At 60.5% G+C, this 19,197-nt stretch carries 18 protein-coding genes and 3 pseudogenes; 15 read left to right on the top strand and 6 right to left on the bottom strand.

From position 1 onward, the window contains the following. Nucleotides 1-26 precede the first annotated feature (26 nt). The 5 genes from GA0004734_RS21540 (at nt 27) to GA0004734_RS21520 (ending at nt 5,011) form a co-directional block, all read left to right on the top strand. Entirely contained in the window at nt 27-914 is an 888-nt protein-coding gene (locus GA0004734_RS21540; protein ID WP_092938294.1) for a LysR family transcriptional regulator, read from the top strand. Between the two features lie 317 nt (nt 915-1,231). Then, nucleotides 1,232-2,272, top strand: coding sequence for an LLM class flavin-dependent oxidoreductase (locus GA0004734_RS21535; RefSeq protein ID WP_092937774.1), 1,041 nt, complete (start codon nt 1,232-1,234; stop codon nt 2,270-2,272). An 85-nt stretch (nt 2,273-2,357) separates the two neighbouring features. Further along, nucleotides 2,358-3,293 (top strand): pirin family protein, encoded by a 936-nt coding sequence (locus GA0004734_RS21530; RefSeq protein ID WP_092937772.1) that lies wholly within the window; start codon nt 2,358-2,360, stop codon nt 3,291-3,293. 90 nt (nt 3,294-3,383) lie between these two features. Then, nucleotides 3,384-4,634, top strand: coding sequence for a DUF5996 family protein (locus GA0004734_RS21525; protein WP_092937770.1), 1,251 nt, complete (start codon nt 3,384-3,386; stop codon nt 4,632-4,634). A 14-nt stretch (nt 4,635-4,648) separates the two neighbouring features. Further along, complete coding sequence (locus GA0004734_RS21520) at nt 4,649-5,011, top strand: hypothetical protein (protein WP_092938292.1); 363 nt, start codon at nt 4,649-4,651, stop codon at nt 5,009-5,011. A 115-nt stretch (nt 5,012-5,126) separates the two neighbouring features. Here GA0004734_RS21520 and GA0004734_RS21515 read toward each other — a convergent pair whose 3' ends face one another. Next, nucleotides 5,127-6,134 (bottom strand): saccharopine dehydrogenase, encoded by a 1,008-nt coding sequence (locus tag GA0004734_RS21515; protein ID WP_092937768.1) that lies wholly within the window; start codon nt 6,132-6,134, stop codon nt 5,127-5,129. A gap of 91 nt (nt 6,135-6,225) precedes the next feature. Between GA0004734_RS21515 and GA0004734_RS21510 the strand changes: the two genes are divergently transcribed. Beyond that, nucleotides 6,226-6,846, top strand: a complete 621-nt coding sequence (locus GA0004734_RS21510) for a TetR/AcrR family transcriptional regulator (RefSeq protein ID WP_092937766.1) — start codon at nt 6,226-6,228, stop codon at nt 6,844-6,846. A gap of 49 nt (nt 6,847-6,895) precedes the next feature. Here GA0004734_RS21510 and GA0004734_RS21505 read toward each other — a convergent pair whose 3' ends face one another. After that, nucleotides 6,896-7,798 (bottom strand): LysR family transcriptional regulator, encoded by a 903-nt coding sequence (locus tag GA0004734_RS21505; RefSeq protein ID WP_092937764.1) that lies wholly within the window; start codon nt 7,796-7,798, stop codon nt 6,896-6,898. Between the two features lie 101 nt (nt 7,799-7,899). Here GA0004734_RS21505 and GA0004734_RS21500 point away from each other — a divergent pair, with 101 nt between their 5' ends. Next, entirely contained in the window at nt 7,900-8,640 is a 741-nt protein-coding gene (locus tag GA0004734_RS21500) for an alpha/beta fold hydrolase (RefSeq protein ID WP_348626107.1), read from the top strand. Between the two features lie 70 nt (nt 8,641-8,710). Here GA0004734_RS21500 and alaE read toward each other — a convergent pair whose 3' ends face one another. Beyond that, nucleotides 8,711-9,175 carry an L-alanine exporter AlaE gene (gene alaE / locus GA0004734_RS21495; protein ID WP_092938288.1) on the bottom strand — a complete coding sequence of 155 codons (465 nt, stop codon included), beginning with the start codon at nt 9,173-9,175 and terminating at the stop codon, nt 8,711-8,713. A gap of 421 nt (nt 9,176-9,596) precedes the next feature. Between alaE and GA0004734_RS21490 the strand changes: the two are divergent. The 6 genes and pseudogenes from GA0004734_RS21490 to GA0004734_RS21465 form a co-directional block, all read left to right on the top strand. After that, nucleotides 9,597-9,752: pseudogene (locus GA0004734_RS21490) on the top strand (cation:proton antiporter); the annotation flags it as partial. 120 nt (nt 9,753-9,872) lie between these two features. Then, entirely contained in the window at nt 9,873-11,369 is a 1,497-nt protein-coding gene (gene istA, locus GA0004734_RS21485) for an IS21 family transposase (protein WP_139056207.1), read from the top strand. Beyond that, the gene (istB, locus tag GA0004734_RS21480) at nt 11,366-12,124 is read left to right on the top strand and encodes an IS21-like element helper ATPase IstB (protein WP_092930036.1); all 759 of its coding nucleotides are present in this window, start codon (nt 11,366-11,368) and stop codon (nt 12,122-12,124) included. Before istA ends, istB begins: the two co-directional genes overlap by 4 nt. A gap of 133 nt (nt 12,125-12,257) precedes the next feature. Then, nucleotides 12,258-12,566 (top strand): annotated as a pseudogene (locus GA0004734_RS21475) (cation:proton antiporter); the annotation flags it as partial. Between the two features lie 197 nt (nt 12,567-12,763). Then, a complete protein-coding gene (locus tag GA0004734_RS21470) occupies nt 12,764-13,777 on the top strand; it encodes a homoserine dehydrogenase (RefSeq protein WP_092938286.1) in 1,014 nt (337 codons plus the stop codon). 42 nt (nt 13,778-13,819) lie between these two features. Continuing rightward, nucleotides 13,820-14,137, top strand: a complete 318-nt coding sequence (locus GA0004734_RS21465; protein ID WP_175386610.1) for a hypothetical protein — start codon at nt 13,820-13,822, stop codon at nt 14,135-14,137. Nucleotides 14,138-14,362: 225 nt separating this feature from the next. Here the strand turns inward: GA0004734_RS21465 and GA0004734_RS21460 are convergent, their stop codons facing one another. Then, a complete protein-coding gene (locus GA0004734_RS21460) occupies nt 14,363-15,103 on the bottom strand; it encodes an SDR family NAD(P)-dependent oxidoreductase (RefSeq protein ID WP_092938284.1) in 741 nt (246 codons plus the stop codon). 178 nt (nt 15,104-15,281) lie between these two features. On the opposite strand from GA0004734_RS21460, the gene GA0004734_RS21455 reads away from it, so the two are divergent. Beyond that, entirely contained in the window at nt 15,282-16,163 is an 882-nt protein-coding gene (locus GA0004734_RS21455; RefSeq protein ID WP_092938282.1) for an AraC family transcriptional regulator, read from the top strand. 531 nt (nt 16,164-16,694) lie between these two features. Here GA0004734_RS21455 and GA0004734_RS21450 read toward each other — a convergent pair. Further along, complete coding sequence (locus GA0004734_RS21450; protein ID WP_092937762.1) at nt 16,695-17,639, bottom strand: alpha/beta hydrolase family protein; 945 nt, start codon at nt 17,637-17,639, stop codon at nt 16,695-16,697. 91 nt (nt 17,640-17,730) lie between these two features. Here GA0004734_RS21450 and GA0004734_RS21445 point away from each other — a divergent pair, with 91 nt between their 5' ends. Further along, on the top strand, nt 17,731-18,624 hold the full coding sequence (locus tag GA0004734_RS21445; RefSeq protein WP_092937760.1) for an AraC family transcriptional regulator: 894 nt from the start codon (nt 17,731-17,733) through the stop codon (nt 18,622-18,624). Between the two features lie 331 nt (nt 18,625-18,955). Here the strand turns inward: GA0004734_RS21445 and GA0004734_RS21435 are convergent. Further along, nucleotides 18,956-19,081 (bottom strand): annotated as a pseudogene (locus tag GA0004734_RS21435) (Tn3 family transposase); the annotation flags it as partial. Nucleotides 19,082-19,197: the final 116 nt, after the last annotated feature.

Genomic DNA, 19,197 nt, shown 5'->3' with positions numbered 1-19,197 from the left:
CTGTGTCGCAGGTAGAGGAACACTTCGTGGACATTGAAGATCTGAGGACGTTCGTTGAAGTTGCCGATGCAGGCGGCGTAACATCTGCTGCATTGCGTCTCGGTATATCCAAATCGATGGTTAGCCGACGTCTCCTGCGCCTGGAGAAAGAGGTTGGCGTCCAACTGCTTGCCCGATCCACACGCGGGGCGGCGATCACCGAGGCCGGCGCTACATTCCGAGATTACGCGGCCCGGGTCTGCGCGGAAATCGACATCGCAAAGGAGACAATTTTGCCTGCCGGAGAACTCCGAGGCCGTTTCCGCGTTGCAGCGCCGTTGACCTTTGGCACAACCCATTTTGCAGGTGTGATCTGCGAAATGGCGCGCCGCCACCCTCAGCTTCATATCCAGACCTGCTATAGTGACCGGTACGTCGATTTGATCGCCGAGGGGTATGACTGCGCAATCCGTGTCGGAACACTGCAGGACTCCAACCTCGTGGCAAGACGTGTTGGACCCATCTTCGGGAGCTTCGTCGCGAGCCCTGATTACGTCAAGGCGAATGGTTCACCTGAAACACCCAGCGAACTCGTTGAACATCAGGCGCTTATGCAGGGAACGGAGACCTGGCAGGTGATGGACGGCGACAAGATAGTGAACGTTCGCCCACAGGGAAGGTTCAAGGCTGACAATGGAGTGGCGCTTGCTGTCGCGGCAACGGCTGGGCTGGGCATTGCCGCTCTTCCTGACGACCTCATCAAGATGGAGCTGGACTCAGGCAAGCTCGTGAAAGTGATGAAACGCCATCCGCCGCCGCCAGCGGGCATCTTTGTCGTAAGGCCTCCCGGTCAGCTCCCTGCGCGGAAAGTTCGCGTTCTGACAGAGATGCTTATCGAATGCTTCGATGGCGGACCCGGGCCAACTGCGGTCTAGCTCAGTGGCATGCGTCCAAAACTCAACCCAAGACGTGTGATGGAGCCCGAGTCTGGAACTCGGACGGCAATACCCAGTCCAGCGGGCGATGACGTGGTTTCCGCACCAAAGTTCGGTCTGCTGTTCCCCATCTGGCGACAGAGCTTCTCAGGAACGAGGGCTACCCTGTTGTCTGCAGAGGTGACACCCTAGAATTCTAGACCGCAACCTGTCGTATGCCTGCTGACAATTGACAAATCGCTGCCTGCAAGCCGCTGTATGACGACAGGCTGGAAACGATGTTCTCGACTGACGACAGGCAAGGTAAAAGGCCCATAATGGAAATTGGTATCGACAGTTTTGCTGCCATCCTCCCCGACCCGGCTACAGGGAAGGTCCCGTCGGCCACCCTTCGGATGGCCGAACTGATCCAGGAAGTCGAAGTGGCGGACCAGGTGGGACTGGATGTCTTCGGCATAGGTGAACATCACCGCGGCGAGTTCCTTGATTCCGCGCCTACGATCATACTGGCTGCCGCCGCAGCCCGGACAAGCCAGATCAGACTGACCAGTGCGGTGACGGTCTTGAGTGCCGCCGATCCGGTGCGGGTTTTCCAGGAGTTTGCAACTCTCGACCTGATTTCCAAAGGTCGCGTCGATATCGTCGTCGGTCGCGGGTCCTTCGTTGAGGCTTACCCACTGTTCGGTCTCGACACGCGTGACTACGACGACCTCTTTGCGGAAAAGCTCGACCTGTTACTTGCGCTGCAAGCCTCGACACATGTCACCTGGGAAGGGCGCTTTCGTCCGGCGCTCAGCGGGCACGGCGTCTATCCGCGTCCCCATCAACACCAGCTGCCGATATGGATCGGCGTCGGCGGCACGCCGCAATCCTTTGCCCGGGCTGGTGCGCTGGGGCTGCCTTTGATGATCGCCATCATAGGCGGCAGCTTCGAGCGCTTTCGTCCGCTCGTCGATCTCTATCGGGAAGCCGGCAGGCGCGCGGGGCACAGCCTGGAGATGCTGAAGATCGGCATTCACGCCATGGGCTTCGTCGGCGAAAGTGAAGCGGCGGCCAAGGACGCCTTTTTCCCCGGCTGGGCGCATCTGACGGCCAACATCGGTCGCGAGCGCGGCTGGTCGCCGCCGACGCGTCAGCAGTTCGAAAGCATGGCGGGTCCCGAAGGTGCATTCCTGATCGGTGACCCAACGACGGTGGCAGCCAAAATGCTGAGGGCGAGTGAAACGCTCGGCGGCGTTTCGCGCATCACGTTTCAGATGAGCACGGCGGCTCTCGATACGGCCGGGATGCAGCGATCGATTGAGCTTCTGGGCAAGGAAGTGGCGCCGATCGTCAGGACGGCACTTCGGACTTGGTAGCTGGGCATGCGATGAATGCCTCAACAAACAGGGCGCAGTCGAGAGACTCTGACCGATCGCCAAGTGAATGGAAAGGTGTCTACAGATGAGTTGGAACCCTGCAATCGAGCCAGGCTGTCCGGACGAGGTCGGTATCGACGCGATTGAAACTCTCATCATTCCCCGCGCCCGCGACCTCGGCGGCTTCGAGGTTCGGCGCGCCCTGCCAGCCCCGAAGCGACAGATGGTAGGACCCTTCATCTTCTTCGATCAGGCAGGACCCGCAGAACTCCTGACAGGCCAGGGCATCGATGTCCGCCCTCACCCGCATATCGGGCTTGGCACGGTCACATATCTCTATCGCGGCGACTTTCATCACCGTGACAGCACCGGAGCCGACCAGATCATCCGCCCTGGTGCGCTGAACTGGATGGTCGCGGGCCGCGGTGTTTCCCATTCGGAACGAACATCCGCGACGGCCCGAACCGGGCCGAACAGCCTGTTCGGCATCCAGACCTGGCTCGCTCTGCCGGAAAAGAACGAGGACATGGCGCCGACGTTCAACCACTACGGCGAGGACATGCTGCCGGTCATCGAGGATCACGGGGTATCGCTTCGGCTCATCCTCGGCAACGCCTACGGCAAGACCGCTCCCGCAACGATGTTTTCCGAAACATTCTATGCCGATGTCACACTGGATGGGGGTGCGTGCCTCCCGATGCCGGACAACCACGAAGACAGAGGCATCTATATTGTCGAAGGCTCGATCTCGATCGCCGATCAGGAGTTCGAGGCACCGCAGATGATGGTCTTCCGCCCCGGCGACCGGATCACGGTTGCGGCCGGGCCGAGAGGCGCTCACCTGATGATCCTCGGCGGCGCCACATTGTCCGAGCCTCGCCACATATGGTGGAATTTCGTCGCCTCGTCGCGGGAGCGGATCGAGGAAGCCAAGGCCCAATGGCGGGCGCAGAAGTGGGGCGAAGGCCTGTTCGACCTGCCGACCGACGATCGCGACGAACATATTCCACTTCCGGAATGACGACAGTGACGCGATCGTCCGGGCGTGGGCGATCCAACCGAAACAGCATTCACGACCTGGTCGTGTTTCGGCAGAAACGGAGACGGAAAAATGAGCACAAAGTGGCCCCGCCTCGACTACCTCAGCTGGCGAGAGACATGTTCGGCTCTGCATCTCTACCTGCAGATCGTCGGCAAATACCGGCTCGCTCATACACCGTGGCTCAACCATTCCTGGAACGCGACCTTCTACGTCACCCCTTCCGGTCTGACGTCCTCTCCGATTCCCGATGGCTCCGGCATCGAGATTGTCTTCGACTTTCATCAACATGCGGTCATCGGTACGAATGGAGATGGGCTTCGCGCCTCGTTTGCGCTGGGGCCATCGACCGTCGCAGAGTTCCACGCCAATTTCGCCCGTCTGATCCTGGAACTCGGGGGCAAACCGGACTTCCATGGCCAGCCCAATGAAGTCGCAGACCCCGTGCCGTTCGATGAGGATCATCGTGACCGCGCGTACGACCGCGAGGCTGTCCGGAATTTTCATCAGGCACTGATGGCGATAGATCGGGTTTTCAAAGCGTTCCGGACATCCTTCATCGGGAAATCCAGTCCTGTGCACCTTTTCTGGGGGAGCTTCGATCTGGCCGTCACACGATTTTCGGGCCGGCAGGCGCCCATCCACCCGGGCGGCGTTCCTGCACTGCCAGACACCGTGGCGCAGGAGGCCTATGACCGCGAAGTGTCCTCGGCGGGCTTCTGGCCGGGCGGCGGCGGCCTCGATTATCCCGCATTCTATGCCTACGCCTATCCGGCACCGAGCGGTTTCAGGGCGGCGTCGGTTCAGCCAGAGGCGGCGTTCTGGCACGAAGGGCTGTCGGAATTCATCCTGCCTTACGAGGCAGTCCAGGCTGCGGCCGATCCTGACGAAGCGCTGACGGCGTTTTTGGTCTCGACATATGAAGCTGCTGCTGCTCTCGGAGGCTGGGATCGCGACAATCTCGAGTGCACGCACGGCCAGCCCGGCAAAGTTCGGGAATTGGACGTGAAGGCTCCGGACATTGCCGCTGCATCGGTAAGCGAGACGGTGGAAAGGGAGGACGGGACGTCGAAGGGGCGGTACCGGATCGTGATCGAGGGCGTCGAAGCGGAGATGACCTACAGCCGGGCCGGCTCACAGCTCATCATCATCGACCACACCGATGTTCCCGCCGCTTTGCGGGGCCGAAAGGTTGGTGAGCGGCTTGTGCGCCAGGCCGTCGAAGATGCACGACGCGAGGGTGTCTCCATCATTCCGCTCTGCCCGTTCGCGAAAGCCCAGATCGAGCGACATCCTGAATGGCAGGATGTCCTTCGCAAGTGAGGAGTGCTCCCGCATTGAAGGATAGTTTACAGCCAGAAACAGAAACTTGCCCTGTTCTCGCCCCCTCTGAAAGACAGATTGTCGATGTCATCACGAGCGCGGACCAGGCCTTGGCTGAAGCGGTGTCTCTGGCTCTGGAGCAGGCGGTCAAAAAGGCTGTCGAGGATATGAGAGCCATCGGCCAGGAGAAATCCGCGCCGTCGATGCAGTATTTTGCGAGCGTCGTTCACCAGAGGATGTACTGCTTGATGTGCGGCGCGGACCCAGGCACGCTCCAGGGCGGCGACCCCGAGATCGCGTATCACGTCATCCGCAATAGCCAGAATATCGCCAGACACTATTGGGCTGCGGATGTCGAACCCTACCCACCCAGGTGAGGAAATCTAATGCGCCTCATCGGATCGCCAGACCGGTTTCATCGGGCTGGCGATCCGATGCCGGCCGCGCGTTCATCCTGAACCGTCGTCCCTATCGTAACCAATCACTGCGTCGTTAGGGACGGTCCAGTTTCAAGACACCGCCGCCAGCCGCTTCCAGACGATTGAGGTAGGTTGCCGGATCGAGCAACTGGTAGGGGAAGTAAAGACCAGGCAAAGCGGGATCCCGTCCGTCCAGTCCGGTCAAGCGTTCGAGGATCATCGCAACGCCCAGCGCCGTCAAGGGCGCCGCCCCGCCGGGATGAAAGACCGCATGTTTCGTCAGCAGCGACCGACCATCACGCCCTTCGCCGGACAACTCGATGATGATCTCCGTCGACTTCGGTTCGCCGCGACGGCGCGTTGAACTGACGCCGGTTGCCAGATCGAACTGAACGTCTTTTGCGCCGGTTGCCGCTGCAAGGCCCGCGACATCGATCGACGAGAAGCCCGAGGCTTTGATTTCGGTGCCGTCGATTGCCAGAAACCGCGCCTGGGCGTCTTCACCGTCGCGCCAGATGTAGGTGCCATCGCGGCGCGTGAGTGCTGCCGGCATCATTCTGGACAAGCGTTCGAAATCTTCCGCGACAGCCGGTCCGCCGCCATCCTCCTCGTCCACCAGAGCGCCGATCTTGATGCTGTCGAGGCGATGGAAGCTTTTAGCAAGTTCGAGTGTGGGAACCGTTGTCGCGCCCACCAGCCATTCATAGCCGAGCACCACCGCGCCCGCGTCGGGCTTGTGCATGTAAGTCGCGATCTCCGGAGCGATCTCGAAGACGCCGGACGAGATGTTGAGATGGGGTAGCGAGCGCGCACGCGCAAACCGGAGACCGGCCAGGCGGTTGTCGGCGTAGAAGACAGCGACGGCACCGACGTCCCGATCCCCCAGACCGAGATCTTCGGCGGCGAGGTCCAGTTCCGCGGCATCGGCATTGCCAAGCTCCTCGGCAACAGCCTGCGCTTTGCTGACGTCCCGACCAGCCAGCACCAGAGGGACGTCAGGATACAGGCTGCGCAGGGTTTGGGCGCTCAGGCGGCCAATCGCGCCGGAGCCGCCCATCATCAGGATCGGTTTTACGGGCATGAACTCTTTCCTTCCATCAGTTCTTAAGTTACCATTGGTAGGTATGGGTAGTCATAACCTACTATTGGTAGGATGGCAAGGAGGGATCGATATGGAACAGAGCCGAACGCTCGAGCGACAGGGAACGACCGCCAAGCGGCTCTCGAAGGCCGAGCGGCGCCGGCAACTTCTCGACACCGCCTTGTTGATCGTTCGCGAGGAAGGTGCGGATCGTCTGACCTTGGGTCACCTCGCTGTCCGCGCCGGTGTGTCGAAACCGGTTGCCTACGATCATTTCGAAACCCGCTCCGAGCTACTCATTGCGCTTTACAGGTGGATCGATACGCAAAAGGTCGACGCCTTTCGCGACGCGATGTCAGGCAGTCAGCACAGCGGCGCCGAGACGGCGGGTTTGCTTGCAGCCGCCTACATCCAGTGTGCGGCCGACATAGATGGCGAGTTCCATGCGATTGGCGCGGCCCTCGCCGGCAGTGAAGAAAAGGCTGCCGTGTTCCAGGAATTGTTGGCCCACAGCGTGGCGATGTTCGTCGCAGTGCTGGCGCCGCACAGCCGATTACCCTCGGACGAGTTGAAGCGGCGCTGTGTCGGTCTGGTCGGCGCCGGTGAAGCCCTTGCGGCGGCAAAATTGCGGGGCGACTGCGACGAAGGCGAGGCCATCGCCACGTTCACCGGGATAATAGACGGAGCCGTGCGAAGCGCGGAGCCATCTTAAGCCAGGGAAGTTTCAGCCGACAGTGGGCATACGCAGTGGAACTGCTTCCTCAGGGTGAACGATATGGACGCTTCAAATAATCGATCATCGCTCTGAAGGCGGGAGCCGTCCGTGCCCTGTCCGGATAATAAAGGTTGAATCCGGGCAGGTCGATGAGCCAATCCCCCAAGACCGGCACCAGTCTTCCCGTATCTATATCGCTTTCGACTTGCGAACGAAACAGGTAGGCCAATCCGAGCCCATCCAATGCTGCACGGCGGATTGCGTCACCATCGTTGAAGATCAGTGAACCGTCTGTCGCATATTCGGCTTTCCTGTCCCCCTTCGCCAGGGGCCACCGATATAGTCTGCCGGAGGTGGCATAGCGGTAACCAATGCAGGCATGACCGGCGAGATCTTCCGGCTCGCGCGGTACACCCCGTTTTTGGAGATAGTCTGGTGAGCCGACAATGGACACAGCGGTCGACGAGGTCAGAGGCACCGTCACCATATCCTTGTGGATCAGCGTGTTGAAGCGGATACCTCCGTCAAAGCCGTCGAAAACGATGTCGCTTAGTCCCTCGTCGATCGAGACTTCCACGGAAATTTTCGGAAACATCTCCCTGAACGATCCCATCACAGGTCTGAGGATCGTCTCGTAGGCGATGGACACCATCGTCAATCGGACAGAGCCGGCGACTGTCGTGCGCATGTCCTGCAGGCCTGCCAATCCGTCTTCAATATCCTGAAGCGCCGGCACCAGTGCATCAAGAAGCCTTTGGCCTGCTTGGGTCGGCGAAACGTTGCGCGTGGTCCGGGCCAGGAGTGCCATGCCGATGCGGCTTTCCAGCTGGCTCACCGCGTAGCTCAATGAAGACTGTGAAATCCCGAGCTCTGCGGCGGCGGCCGTGAAGCTTCTGTGCCGCGCAACGGTCTCGAACACGGCAAGGTCACGAAGAACGAGACGATCCATTTATTCAACTCATCGATATCTTCATGCGGATATTACGGGCTAATCGATAACGGCAACAAGGCCTATCTTCCAGAACATCATTATCGAGACCCAAGGAAGACATGATCATGCGGAAATGCCTGCTTACCCTTTTTGCCGGCGTGGCGATCTGCAGTCCCGTCTACGCCGCCGCAACGAACGTGGTGCTCGTTCATGGCGCGACAATGGACGCATCCGGATGGCGGCGGGTCTATGACATCCTGACGGCAAAAGGCCTGTCCGTCAGCGCGGTTCAGCTACCCCATACGAGCCTTGCGGATGACATTGCGGCGACCCGTCTTATCATTCAGCAGCAGGTTGGTCCGACCGTCCTGGTGGGGCACAGCTACGGCGGAGCGGTCATCACCGAGGCCGGGCGCGAGGATAAAGTGCGCGCGATGGTCTATGTCGCGGCGCTCCAACCGGACGCAGGTGAAAATCTTACCGAACTCTCTCAGCGCTTTCCGATGAAGATTGACATGGAGATGCTCGACGAGCGGAGATTCGTTCCGTCTCCCGGTTCGTATCGCGAGACGATCGCTGCGGATCTGCCGAAAGAGGTTACCGACTTCATGTCGGCATCGTCCAAGCCGATGGCACTCGAGCCGTACCAGACCCGGTTCAAGCATGCCGCGTGGCACGACAAGCCCAGCTTCGCCATCGTGTCGACCGAGGACAAGGTGATCCCGCCGGCTCTGATGCGCTGGATGTACAAGCGTGCCGGGAGCGTCACAACTGACATCACGTCCAGCCATATGGTTTACATGTCTCACCCTGACGAGACGGCAGATGTCATTCTCAAGGCGGCAGCATCGGTGGACTGAATGAACGCTCGTGCGTCGAGTGGCCTGTCTCGATGAAGCTGACAAGAGAACAAGCACCGCTGCGCTCTTCTCAGCTATTCAGCGACATCGGTTTTGTTCCTCCACCGGGCAGACCGAAACGGTGTCTGACCCAGTTGAGAAATGCCCCGTAGGGCCGCCCGAGAACCAGCATCATGACCGCGGCACCAGCGATCCCACTCAGCAGTCGGTCACCCTCTGCGCCGCTAAGCGCGATGATGGCCGCGTAGATCGGCACCTGGAACGTCATGAGAGCAGCACTGTCCCACAGCAGTCGCGACGGCCTCGTCTCGTTGGCACGCTGCATGAGCCAGTCACGCCAAAGGCCGTACGGCCGCGCGACCGGCACCATGAGGACCGCGCCCAGCAAACGAGCGTGGAGGACCTGCTCCCACGTCATTCCGGCGATGAAACGCTCGTTGATGACCCCGGTCGTCGTGAAGAACAGGAGCAACGCCAACGTGTCGGCGATGAAAGACCGCCGACGGGCGGTTTTCGCTTCCACACCAGTATTCATGCGATCGCCCTTCTGTTTCGCGCACCTTCTGACTTGGACAACTCGAAGGTTTTTCGCCAAGGTTTGCGTTCTCCGGATTTGGTGCGCGTCTGCCACGAACTCCGGTTCCGAAACGATCACCACATGCGATGCTCTTTCAACAACGACAATTCGTTTGGAGTTTGCATGCCGATAGATGATCCGGATTCCTTAGTTCGCAGAATTTCCTCAGATCAGCTAGGGGGTCGGCGTTCCCTTATCCGCGACAGACTTTCGCAATCCACGCGCCTATCCAACCCATCTCTGCACGGTTACGGGTCGCAGTGACGCGCTGGGGACATCGCGCCATTCGGCTGGTCCCGTTGGTCATGCTCACAAATCGGGAGGCGGATGATTGGCTGAAGGCAATTTGGGGCAGACGATAGGACCTGCGATCGTCCTGATGGGAGCAGCTGTTGTCGCAGTGCCGCTGTTTCGGCGGCTCGGGCTCGGGTCCGTCCTTGGCTATTTTGCGGCCGGTGTGCTGGTCGGCCCCTCATTTCTCGGCCTGTTCACCGACGCCCTGTCCATCCTGCATTTCTCCGAGCTTGGCGTGGTGAGAGCGGCGGTGCAAAATTAGACCACGGTAGCGGCGGGATTGTCCCGCTTCGGGCGGCGTAAAAGTCGGCCACCTATTTCTCTTCTGCAATGAGCGCAGGAGGGCCTGGGGATCTATACCGTGGAATTATATCTGAAGGTTCGACTGGCTTGCTCGGAAGGCATGAGCCGGCGTCAGGCTGCAAAGCATTTCAACATATCGCGCGACAGCGTTTCCAAGATGCTGTCCTATTCGACGCCACCTGGCTATCAGCGACAATCACCGATCCGGCGGCCCAAGCTGGATGCGTTTGTCTCGACGATCGATCACTGGCTGGACGAAGACAGACAAGTGCCGCGCAAGCAGCGCCATACGGCCAAGCGGGTGTTTGACCGGCTTCGAGACGAATGCGGGTTCACTGGCGGCTATACGATCATCAAGGATTACATGCGCGAGCGGGATCAGCGCCGCCAGGAAGTGTTCGTGCCGCTGTCGCATCCGCCCGGCCATGCGCAGGCCGATTTCGGTGAGGCGATGGTGGTCATCGGCGGTGTCGAGCAGAAGGCGCATTTCTTCGTGCTCGACCTTCCGCACAGCGACGGCTGCTACGTGCGGGCCTATCCGGCGGCAGTGGCCGAGGCCTGGGTCGATGGCCATGTCCATGCGTTCGCTTTCTTCGGCGCCGTGCCGCAATCGATCGTCTACGACAACGACCGTTGCCTGGTGGCGAAGATTTTGCCTGACGGCACCCGCAAGCGCGCGACGTTGTTCAGCGGCTTCCTGTCCCACTACCTTATCCGGGATCGCTATGGCCGTCCCGGCAAGGGCAACGACAAGGGGAACGTCGAGGGTCTCGTCGGCTATGCCCGGCGCAACTTCATGGTACCGATCCCGCAGTTTGCGACATGGGAGGCGTTCAACACCTTTCTGGAGGAGCAGTGCCGGAAGCGCCAGCGCGACAGGCTGCGCGGCGAGAGCGAGACGATCGGCGAGCGCTTGCGGCGCGATCTGGCTGCCATGCGCGCCTTGCCAGCCTCGCCATTTGATGCCTGCGACCAGGCAAGTGCCAAGGTGACGGCGCAGTCGCTGGTGCGCTACAAGACCAACGACTATTCCGTCCCGGTCGCCTATGGCCATCAGGATGTGTGGGTGCGCGGCTATGTCAACGAAGTGGTCATTGGTGGCCGTGGCGAGATCATCGCCCGCCATCCTCGGTGCTGGGAACGGGAAGACGTCGTCTTCGATCCTGTCCATTACCTGCCGCTGATCGAGCAGAAGATCAATTCGCTGGATCAGGCAGCGCCCCTCCAGGGCTGGGACTTGCCGCAAGAGTTCGCTACGCTGCGCCGGTTGATGGAAGGCCGCATGGCCAAACACGGCCGGCGTGAGTACGTGCAGGTCCTCCGCCTGCTGGAGAGCTTCGAACTCGCCGATCTGCATGCGGCGGTGAAGCAGGCGATCCAGCTTGGCGCCATTGGCTTTGACGCCGTCAAGCATCTGATCCTGTGCCGGGTGGAACGCCGGCCGCCCAGACTGGACCTGTCCATCTACCCGTATTTGCCGAGGGCGACGGTCGAGACGACATCGGCGAAGGCGTATATGCGTCTCCTGTCGTCGGATGCGGGAGAAGTCGCATGAACACCCAAGCACCCGAGATCCTTCTCACCCATTATCTCAAAACCCTGAAGCTGCCGAGTTTCCAGCGCGAGTACCAGAAGCTGGCCCGGCTGTGCGCCACCGAAGGCGTCGATCATGTCGGATACCTCACCCGGCTTGCCGAGCGGGAGATGATCGAACGGGACCGTCGCAAGGTCGAGCGTCGCATCAAGGCGGCCAGGTTCCCGGTCGTCAAAAGCCTCGACAGTTTCGACTTCGCCGCCATCCCAAAGCTGAACAGGATGCAGGTGCTGGAACTGGCGCGCTGCGAATGGATCGAGCGCAGGGAGAACGTTATCGCTCTCGGCCCCAGCGGCACGGGCAAGACCCATGTGGCGCTCGGCCTCGGCCTGGCCGCCTGCCAGAAGGGCCTGTCCGTTGGGTTCACGACAGCGGCCGCACTGGTCAGCGAGATGATGGAGGCGCGCGACGAGCGGCGTCTCATCCGGTTCCAGAAGCAGATGGCCGCCTACCAGCTGTTGATCATCGATGAACTGGGCTTCGTGCCGCTGTCAAAGACCGGCGCGGAATTGCTGTTCGAGCTGATCTCGCAACGATACGAGCGAGGCGCGACCCTGATCACCAGCAACCTTCCTTTTGACGAATGGACGGAAACCTTGGGGTCCGAGCGCCTGACCGGCGCTTTGCTCGACCGCATCACCCATCACGTCAGCATCCTCGAGATGAACGGCGACAGCTATCGTCTCGCCCAAAGCCGCGCCCGAAAGGCCGGCTGACGCCCTTCGAAAATCGCAACGCGCGCATGAGACCCCCGCTCGGGCCTAAGCCCTCCCGGCGGTCTCATGCGCGCGCCACAAGTGGCCGACTTTTGCGCCGCCGCGTGGCAGGATTTTACTCCGCCGTTGACACGTGGTGATGTTCTTGTTCGTGATCGGACTGGAACTGCGCCCCCTCAAACTATGGGCGATGCGCGGCCAGATCTTCGGGCTTGGATTGACGCATGTCGCGCTTGCAATCGCAAGTCTTGCGCTGACGGGAATGCTGGTTTTCGGCCTGTCCGGCCCGGTGGCTTTCATTGCCGGCGCGGGCTTCGTTCTCTCATCGACCGCGGTCATCATGTCGGTTCTCCAGGACCGGGGCGAGACGACAAGCGCCGAGGGTCAGAAATCCGTCTCCATTCTTCTTTTCGAAGATCTTATGATCGTGCCGCTTTTGGCGAAGGGTTGCGCACTTTAGGTTATGCCGAACTGGATGTGGAGAAGGCAGCAGAAGATGTGCGTCAGCGTGGCAATGAACGGCTGTCCGAGCAGGTACAGGGCAACGCCATGTCCGGCCGCGACTGGTTGCACCTTCAACCTGTTCCGGAGCCCTTCGGCAAAGCATCCAAGGGTGAATAACCGTGAAAGTGAATGCACATGCGAACGGTAAGAGTTGCGATTGCCGGGTTCGGAGGCGTGGGCCGTGCCACGGCGAGCCTTCTCCTGTTGCGACGCGCGCGTTATCGCGAGGTCTATGGTACCGACATCCGGCTGGTCGCGGTCTGCGGGTCACGGGCCGGCCTTTTCGACGATCGTGGCCTCGAAGAATATCAGCTCGGCGCGCTCGAGGACGGCCTCTCCGGCCCCTCCTTCATCCAGGCGAGCGACGCAGATCTTGTCGTCGAAGCCGGACCGAGCGACTTCCGCACCGGCGGCCCTGGGCTTGGCTACATCCGGTCAGCCTTGTCTGCCGGACGTGACGTGATCGTCATATCGAAGGGCGCGCTCGTCCACAGCGGAAAAGAACTTCGTCAACTTGCAAACCGATCGGGCGCCCTCATGAAGCTCAGCGGCGCGGCGGCGGCCGCCCTACCGACAATCGATCTTGTGGATCACAGCCTCAAGGGCTGCACGGTGCTTGAGGTCGAAGGCATCCTTAATGCCACGACCAACTACCTGCTCGATGCCATGATGACGCGTGGGATTGGCTTCGATGCCGCGTTGCGCGAAGCGCAACTCGGCGGCTTTGCCGAAGCCGATCCGCGTAACGACACGGAAGGGTGGGATACCGCATGCAAGCTGCTGATCCTTGCCAATTTCGGCCTCGACGCCGACCTGACGATGGATGACGTGACCGTCGAGGGTATTCAGTCGGTAACCGGCGAGCGCATCGAGGCGTGGCGCAGGCAGGGGCTTGTTCCGAAACTGGTCGGCAGCCTTGCACAGGCTGACGGTACATTCCGCGCATCGGTCGGCATCAAAACCTATCCGCTTGCCGATCCTTTCGCCAACATACGCGGAAAGGACAAGGCGATCCGTATCGTCACCGACGCAATGGGCGAAACGATCGCTATCGGATCCGGCAAGGAGCCGCTCGCGACGGCAGCCGCTGCGTTGAAGGATCTCGAGCACATTCTGACGGTGCGGGCCGCATCACACCTGTCGGAGTAGAGGGTTTCACAATGACAAAACTCGGCTTGCAGGCCATTCGCCATGTCGGGTTCGAGGATCTCGGCAGCTTCGAACCTCTCTTGTGCAAAGCCGTGTGACATCGAGTATGTCGATGTCGCAGAGCACGATCTGGCGCGGCTCGATCCGCTGGGTGCCGACCGTTTCGTGGTTCTGGGTGGCCCGATCGGCGTCAACGATCATGCCACCTATCGTGTCGCCACACAGGAGATCGAATTGCTCGAAACGCGGCTGGCCGCCGACCGGCCGGAATCCAGGGCGAAAAATAGACTTCGCGGAATGCCCAAGACTGTTCATACAGACAGTCCTGGGCAGTTCTCTGCAGAGAGCCCGCGTCTTTAGCAGTTCGCGCGGGGAATTTGGAACCATAGATCGTCGGAGACGCCGCAGTGATGTCTCCTCCTGCCCCACGATCGTCTTGCGTTCGTGGACCCCAAGGGTCGGATCGATGCGCGATTGCCAGGACAATGCATCAATCTGGTTGGCCGAAGCTTTGTCCACTGAGGACCGACACCCCCCGTTGAATGACGTTGCATCGTGCTTTCTTAACCTGCTTCTGGTTGCTGCCTATGCAAGCGCTCCGCCATCGACGTTTAAGATCGTTCCCGTAATGTGGCGGGCGGCAGGGCTCGCCAGGAACGCGACCATAGCCGCGACATCCTCAGGTTGACCAAAACGGCCAAGCGGTATCAGGCTGCGCTGAAAGTCGGAAAATTCTCCCGTTTCAGGATTGCTCTCGGTGTTTGTCGAACCCGGCTGAACGAGATTGACGGTTACGTCTCGGGATCCAAGTTCTCGCGCCAAGCCGCGTGTATAGGCCTGCAGCGCGGCCTTTGTCATGTAATAGACCGTGCTGCCCTCACCAACGCTGCGGTCGGCCCCTGCCGAACCGATGGTTATGATCCGGCCGCCTGCTTTCAGATGCGGAATAGCGGCCTTTGCCGCAAGCACCGGCGCACGCACGTTAACCGCGAACAGCGCATCGAAGTCTTCAACGTTGAAATCCGCGATGGCGTTATAGCGCGCGATAGCGGCATTGTTAACCAGAATGTCGATACCATCCAGCGCGCGGACAGCATCGTCGACGGATCGTTGTATCGCTTCCGGATCTGCGCTGTCAGCCTGGATCGAGACAGCTCTGCGCCCCTTTGCCTCTACCAACCCGACGAGATGTTGCGCGCTATCGGCCGACCGTCCATAGGTCATCGCGACATTCGCACCCTTGTCCGCCAGCGCAAGCACGATCGCCGCCCCGATGCCACGAGACCCGCCTGTGATCAGCGCGTTCTTCCCAGCAAGTTCCAGCATGATTTGCATCCTTTCGTCGTGATGCCGCCCCGGCCTGCAGTCTGGTGTGATCCACTCGATGAAGGTGATCAGGGCATTTCATTCTTGGACTTTGAGATAGGTGAACACGCGCGCGGCTGCATTCCCGATTTTCCCAAAGCCTTGCCTGATCCTGTCAAATCACTAGATGTGCTGGACGATGACCGATTTTGTAAACCAAATCTCGCGCCTTCTGACCGCAGTTGCTCCCTTCACGGCGCACAGCAACGGTGCCATCGGCACGCCGACCCCCGTGCCGCGCTTGACGGTCTGGGCCAGCACGACCGACACGTCACCGACATCTGCCGTGTTCGAGCCCATGTTCTATGCGGTTTTACAGGGCATCAAGGTCCTGACGATGGGTGCCAATCGCTTCGAGCTATTGCCCGGCGCATGCGCGGCATCATCCTTCGGCCTGCCCTATGCTCATCAGCTGACAGGTGCCAGACCCGAACTGCCTTATATCGGGATAAGCCTTCATCTCGATACTGACATGATGACGCGCGTCATGCTCGATATGCCCAAACGGGAGGGCCGATGGGCATGCGCGGTAGCGGCAGGCGAGCTCAGTGGGCCGGTTGGGGATGCGTTCAGCCGCCTTGTTGGCTTGGCGGGTACGGCTGACGACATCGATGTGCTCGCTCCGCATTACGAGTTCGAGCTCTATTACCGTCTGCTGCAGAGCTCGATGGGCGATACCCTGCGGCAGGTCAGCCAGCGGAACGAAAGGTTTCAACAACTTAAGACGGCGGCCGATTGGCTCGCCAACAATCACTCGGAGGCGATCATCATTCCGGAGCTCGCGGCATCGGCGGGCATGAGCGTCACTTCGTTTCACAGGCACTTCAAGGATGTCACAGGATTTAGTCCTCTCGCCTTTCAACGTCATATCCGTCTGTTGGAAGCGCGAAAGCTTCTCGCTGCCGGCAATACCAATGTATCGAGCGTCGCGTATGAAGTAGGCTACGCAAGCCCCTCGCAGTTCAGCCGGGAGTATAAGGCCATGTTCGGCACGCCACCCGCGTCCGATCTCAACCGGTGAGCCGCGTTCGGTATTCGCCGTGACGACGTGCCATATTCCGGCGCGCAGTTGACCTGCCACTGTCGTCTCATCTGGCTGCAATGAGAGCATAGGCGGATTCCGATATCCCCATTGGCGGCGTGTGAGCAACGTGCGTGAGCGGCGTTACGCCTGCCGTCCGCATTGAGCAGCATTCGTGCCGGCTGGGGAGGCAATCAGGGGATAGGCGCGTGGAGCGGCCATCCAAACGACGAGTGCATCCGGAGGTGTTCCGCCGTGTTCTTGCCTGATCCAATCACCAAACGCTCGTCCGCGCCTGGACATAGTCGCGCGCGTTGGTGTACCGGCCCGAGCAGAGGCGTATCAGGGCACATCAAAGGTCGCTGACGCGGAAGGCTCTCATTGGGGAACCAGGGCTGGGATGGCCCGGCTGCCTACTTCAAGTGGTGCAACAGGCGTACCGGTCTGCCGGACGAGATGCGTCACGTATTCAGCCACCAGAAGGCCTGCGATCACTCGGCAACACGCAACCATCACCTCGCCCCCATCCGGTTACTTCTCGACGACGGATCCAAGGCTGCTCGCCGGACCCTTCAACGCCGTACAAGCCGAGAACCAAGCATTCAAGTCATCGCCGAGGGCAGTTCTCAACCAAGCCAGAGTCATGCGCTTCGTCGCCTCGAGCGCATCTGGCGCCTCGACCTCGGTCTCCTTCGCGTCGAGCCCGGCAATGCCACCAAGGCCGTGGCCTACGCCGTGAAGCGTAAGAAGCGCATGCGTACCGACCGCGTCATGGTAGGCATCGGCGTGCCAATCCGGGCCACGGAGCGTAAAACGCGGCTTGTCGTCTGCCCCGCAAACGACCAGGCTCGGCGTCGTCAGATGTGAGAAGTCGAGGTCAAAGAATGGAAAGCGCGCGGCGTTCTCTTCTGTCAGATCCTTACCACCCCGTCCGGGAGCGGTGAAAAGGATCCCAGCCTTTATGCGTGGATCGCTAAAAGTCTCTCCGTGGAGTTGCGCGCCCAGGAGCAGACTCACCGTGTGGCCACCGAGAGAATGTCCTGCCGCCGCGATGCGGTCATGGTCAAGCCGGCCAGAGACGGCCGGCGCACGCTCTTCGATCTCTGAGAGCCGGTCGATGACGGTCCGTATCTCAGCGACGCGCTCGCGCCAGAAGAACGGCGCTCCTTCGGCGTCTTCAGGAAGGCCGCCGACGCGGGAGCTTGCGTGAGTGGGCTGAATGACAGCAAAGCCGCGCTCCGCCCAGAACTGCGCCATATGCGCGTAGCCATCCTTCGACGGAACGTAGAATGACGGTCCGTATCCGTGCGACAGAATGACGATGGGGAGGCGATCGCCTTCTGCCGGTGCAGTCAAACGCAGTTCCAGAGGCGGCCGTCCGTCGATGTCGAGGCGGATCGGCGAGTAGGCTATCGTGAGGACTCCGTCGGGCGTTGGGATACGGCGCGAGACATCGATAAGATTGTTCGTCGTCATTTGTAGGTCTCCATGTGCATCGCCAAGATGGACGAACACATGAGGATTATCTATATCTATACGTCCTTATCTGTTTAGCGAAAGTCCAGAAGTGTCTGATCCGCTCGCCGAGATCGTCTCGCTGCTTAAGCCCGCGCCATCGATCGCCAAGCTGGTTACGGCCGGCGGGGCATGGTGGGTCGAGCGTCGCGAGCTTGGTCATCCGTTCTATTGTGCAATTGTGGAAGGACGCTGCCTGCTGACCATCGCCGGCAGATCGCCGATCATTCTTCAGTCCGGGGATTTCGTTCTCGTGCCGCAAATCCACGCATTCACGATGAGCAGCTTTGAACCGCCTCCGTCAGGCACGTCACCGCAACGGCTGGAGACCAACCCCGGGGTCTTCCGCCTTGGCAATCCAGACGCACCGGTCGACGTCACGGCCATGGTGGGTCACTGTTCCTTCCTGGCGAACGACAAGCAGTTGCTGAGCTCGCTGCTGCCGGACATCGTTCATACCCGAGGCGAGCGGCGGCTCACGGATCTCGTAAGGATGATTCACGCCGAGATGGTCGGGGGACTTGCAGCGCGGGACATGATCCTGAGTCGGTTGCTCGAAGTTCTCTTCATCGACGCTCTGCGGAGTGCAGGAGCGGCAGAGACATCTCCCGGCCTGTTGCGTGGGCTTTCTGACATGCGCCTGGCTCCAGCGCTGCGACGTATCCATCAGGACCCGAGTGGAGGCTTGTCCGTCGAGGAATTGGCAGAGACCTCCGCAATGTCGAGATCGGCATTCTTCGAACGCTTCCGGAGGCAGGTGGGCGTCCCTCCGATGGAATACGTTACGGGCTGGCGCATGGCTCTTGCAAAAGACCTGTTGGTCCGGCGAGAGGCGCCGCTGGCCGAGATCGCAAGACGGATCGGCTATGCCTCCGCCAGCGCATTCAGCGTCGCATTCACGCGGCGTGTAGGTGTCACGCCAGGCGCTTTCGCCCAAACAGCCTGACCCCGGCAGCCCTGTCTCGCCGCTTTTTTTGTGCTGGTTCCGACCTGCGATGTCCGTTTCAAAGGCGCCAAAAGGAAGACGCCTGTCAGACCTCGCCTGTTGGCAGCAATTGGGCTCTTTGGAAAAGACCGTTATACAAGAGGTGCGGCTGAGCAAGCCCGCTTGATGTCATAGGAGACGCGGTTTCAGAGTCGTAAAGATGGACGGTGGCTCAATAAGCCCAAACGAGCAGATGTATCGGATGCCGGTCTTTCCGTAACGGCTGAAGCCAACATGCATTTTTGGCAAGAAACACATTATGGCTCTGCGCGCGACAGCGGCCACCTCTACGCATCACACCGCGTCCGCCACAGCGGGCATGCCATTCCGTCATCAGGTTGCGATCCCAGGCCCCGAACTTCGTGGAATCCAATGCGCAGGCAGCTCCGGCGTCACCCCAGACCGCTGCATTGCGAATTGCAAGCGTGGCATTGGCAAGTGGATGCGTAAGGGTCGCTGTGCCGAAGAACACCGGCACGAACGCCTGACCTGCCCGGGTCTGATCTCCGTGCGATGCAGGCAGCTAGAAATGGT

It is taken from the genome of Rhizobium sp. 9140 (assembly GCF_900067135.1).
Lineage (GTDB): Bacteria > Pseudomonadota > Alphaproteobacteria > Rhizobiales > Rhizobiaceae > Ferranicluibacter.
The sequence above is the reverse complement of the archived record's forward strand: the minus strand, read 5'-3'. Positions and strand labels throughout refer to the sequence as shown.

Bases quoted from the DNA above. Each gene is read 5' to 3' on its own strand.
- GA0004734_RS21515 (WP_092937768.1), bottom strand. From the start codon at position 6,134: ATGCCCGTAAAACCGATCCTGATGATGGGCGGCTCCGGCGCGATTGGC.
- GA0004734_RS21455 (WP_092938282.1), top strand. From the start codon at position 15,282: ATGACCGATTTTGTAAACCAAATCTCGCGCCTTCTGACCGCAGTTGCT.
- GA0004734_RS21505 (WP_092937764.1), bottom strand. From the start codon at position 7,798: ATGGATCGTCTCGTTCTTCGTGACCTTGCCGTGTTCGAGACCGTTGCG.
- GA0004734_RS21465 (WP_175386610.1), top strand. From the start codon at position 13,820: ATGTCGGGTTCGAGGATCTCGGCAGCTTCGAACCTCTCTTGTGCAAAG.
- GA0004734_RS21470 (WP_092938286.1), top strand. From the start codon at position 12,764: ATGCGAACGGTAAGAGTTGCGATTGCCGGGTTCGGAGGCGTGGGCCGT.
- GA0004734_RS21450 (WP_092937762.1), bottom strand. From the start codon at position 17,639: ATGACGACGAACAATCTTATCGATGTCTCGCGCCGTATCCCAACGCCC.
- GA0004734_RS21500 (WP_348626107.1), top strand. From the start codon at position 7,900: ATGATCATGCGGAAATGCCTGCTTACCCTTTTTGCCGGCGTGGCGATC.
- alaE (WP_092938288.1), bottom strand. From the start codon at position 9,175: ATGAATACTGGTGTGGAAGCGAAAACCGCCCGTCGGCGGTCTTTCATC.
- GA0004734_RS21460 (WP_092938284.1), bottom strand. From the start codon at position 15,103: ATGCTGGAACTTGCTGGGAAGAACGCGCTGATCACAGGCGGGTCTCGT.
- GA0004734_RS21510 (WP_092937766.1), top strand. From the start codon at position 6,226: ATGGAACAGAGCCGAACGCTCGAGCGACAGGGAACGACCGCCAAGCGG.
- GA0004734_RS21525 (WP_092937770.1), top strand. From the start codon at position 3,384: ATGAGCACAAAGTGGCCCCGCCTCGACTACCTCAGCTGGCGAGAGACA.
- istB (WP_092930036.1), top strand. From the start codon at position 11,366: ATGAACACCCAAGCACCCGAGATCCTTCTCACCCATTATCTCAAAACC.
- GA0004734_RS21530 (WP_092937772.1), top strand. From the start codon at position 2,358: ATGAGTTGGAACCCTGCAATCGAGCCAGGCTGTCCGGACGAGGTCGGT.
- GA0004734_RS21535 (WP_092937774.1), top strand. From the start codon at position 1,232: ATGGAAATTGGTATCGACAGTTTTGCTGCCATCCTCCCCGACCCGGCT.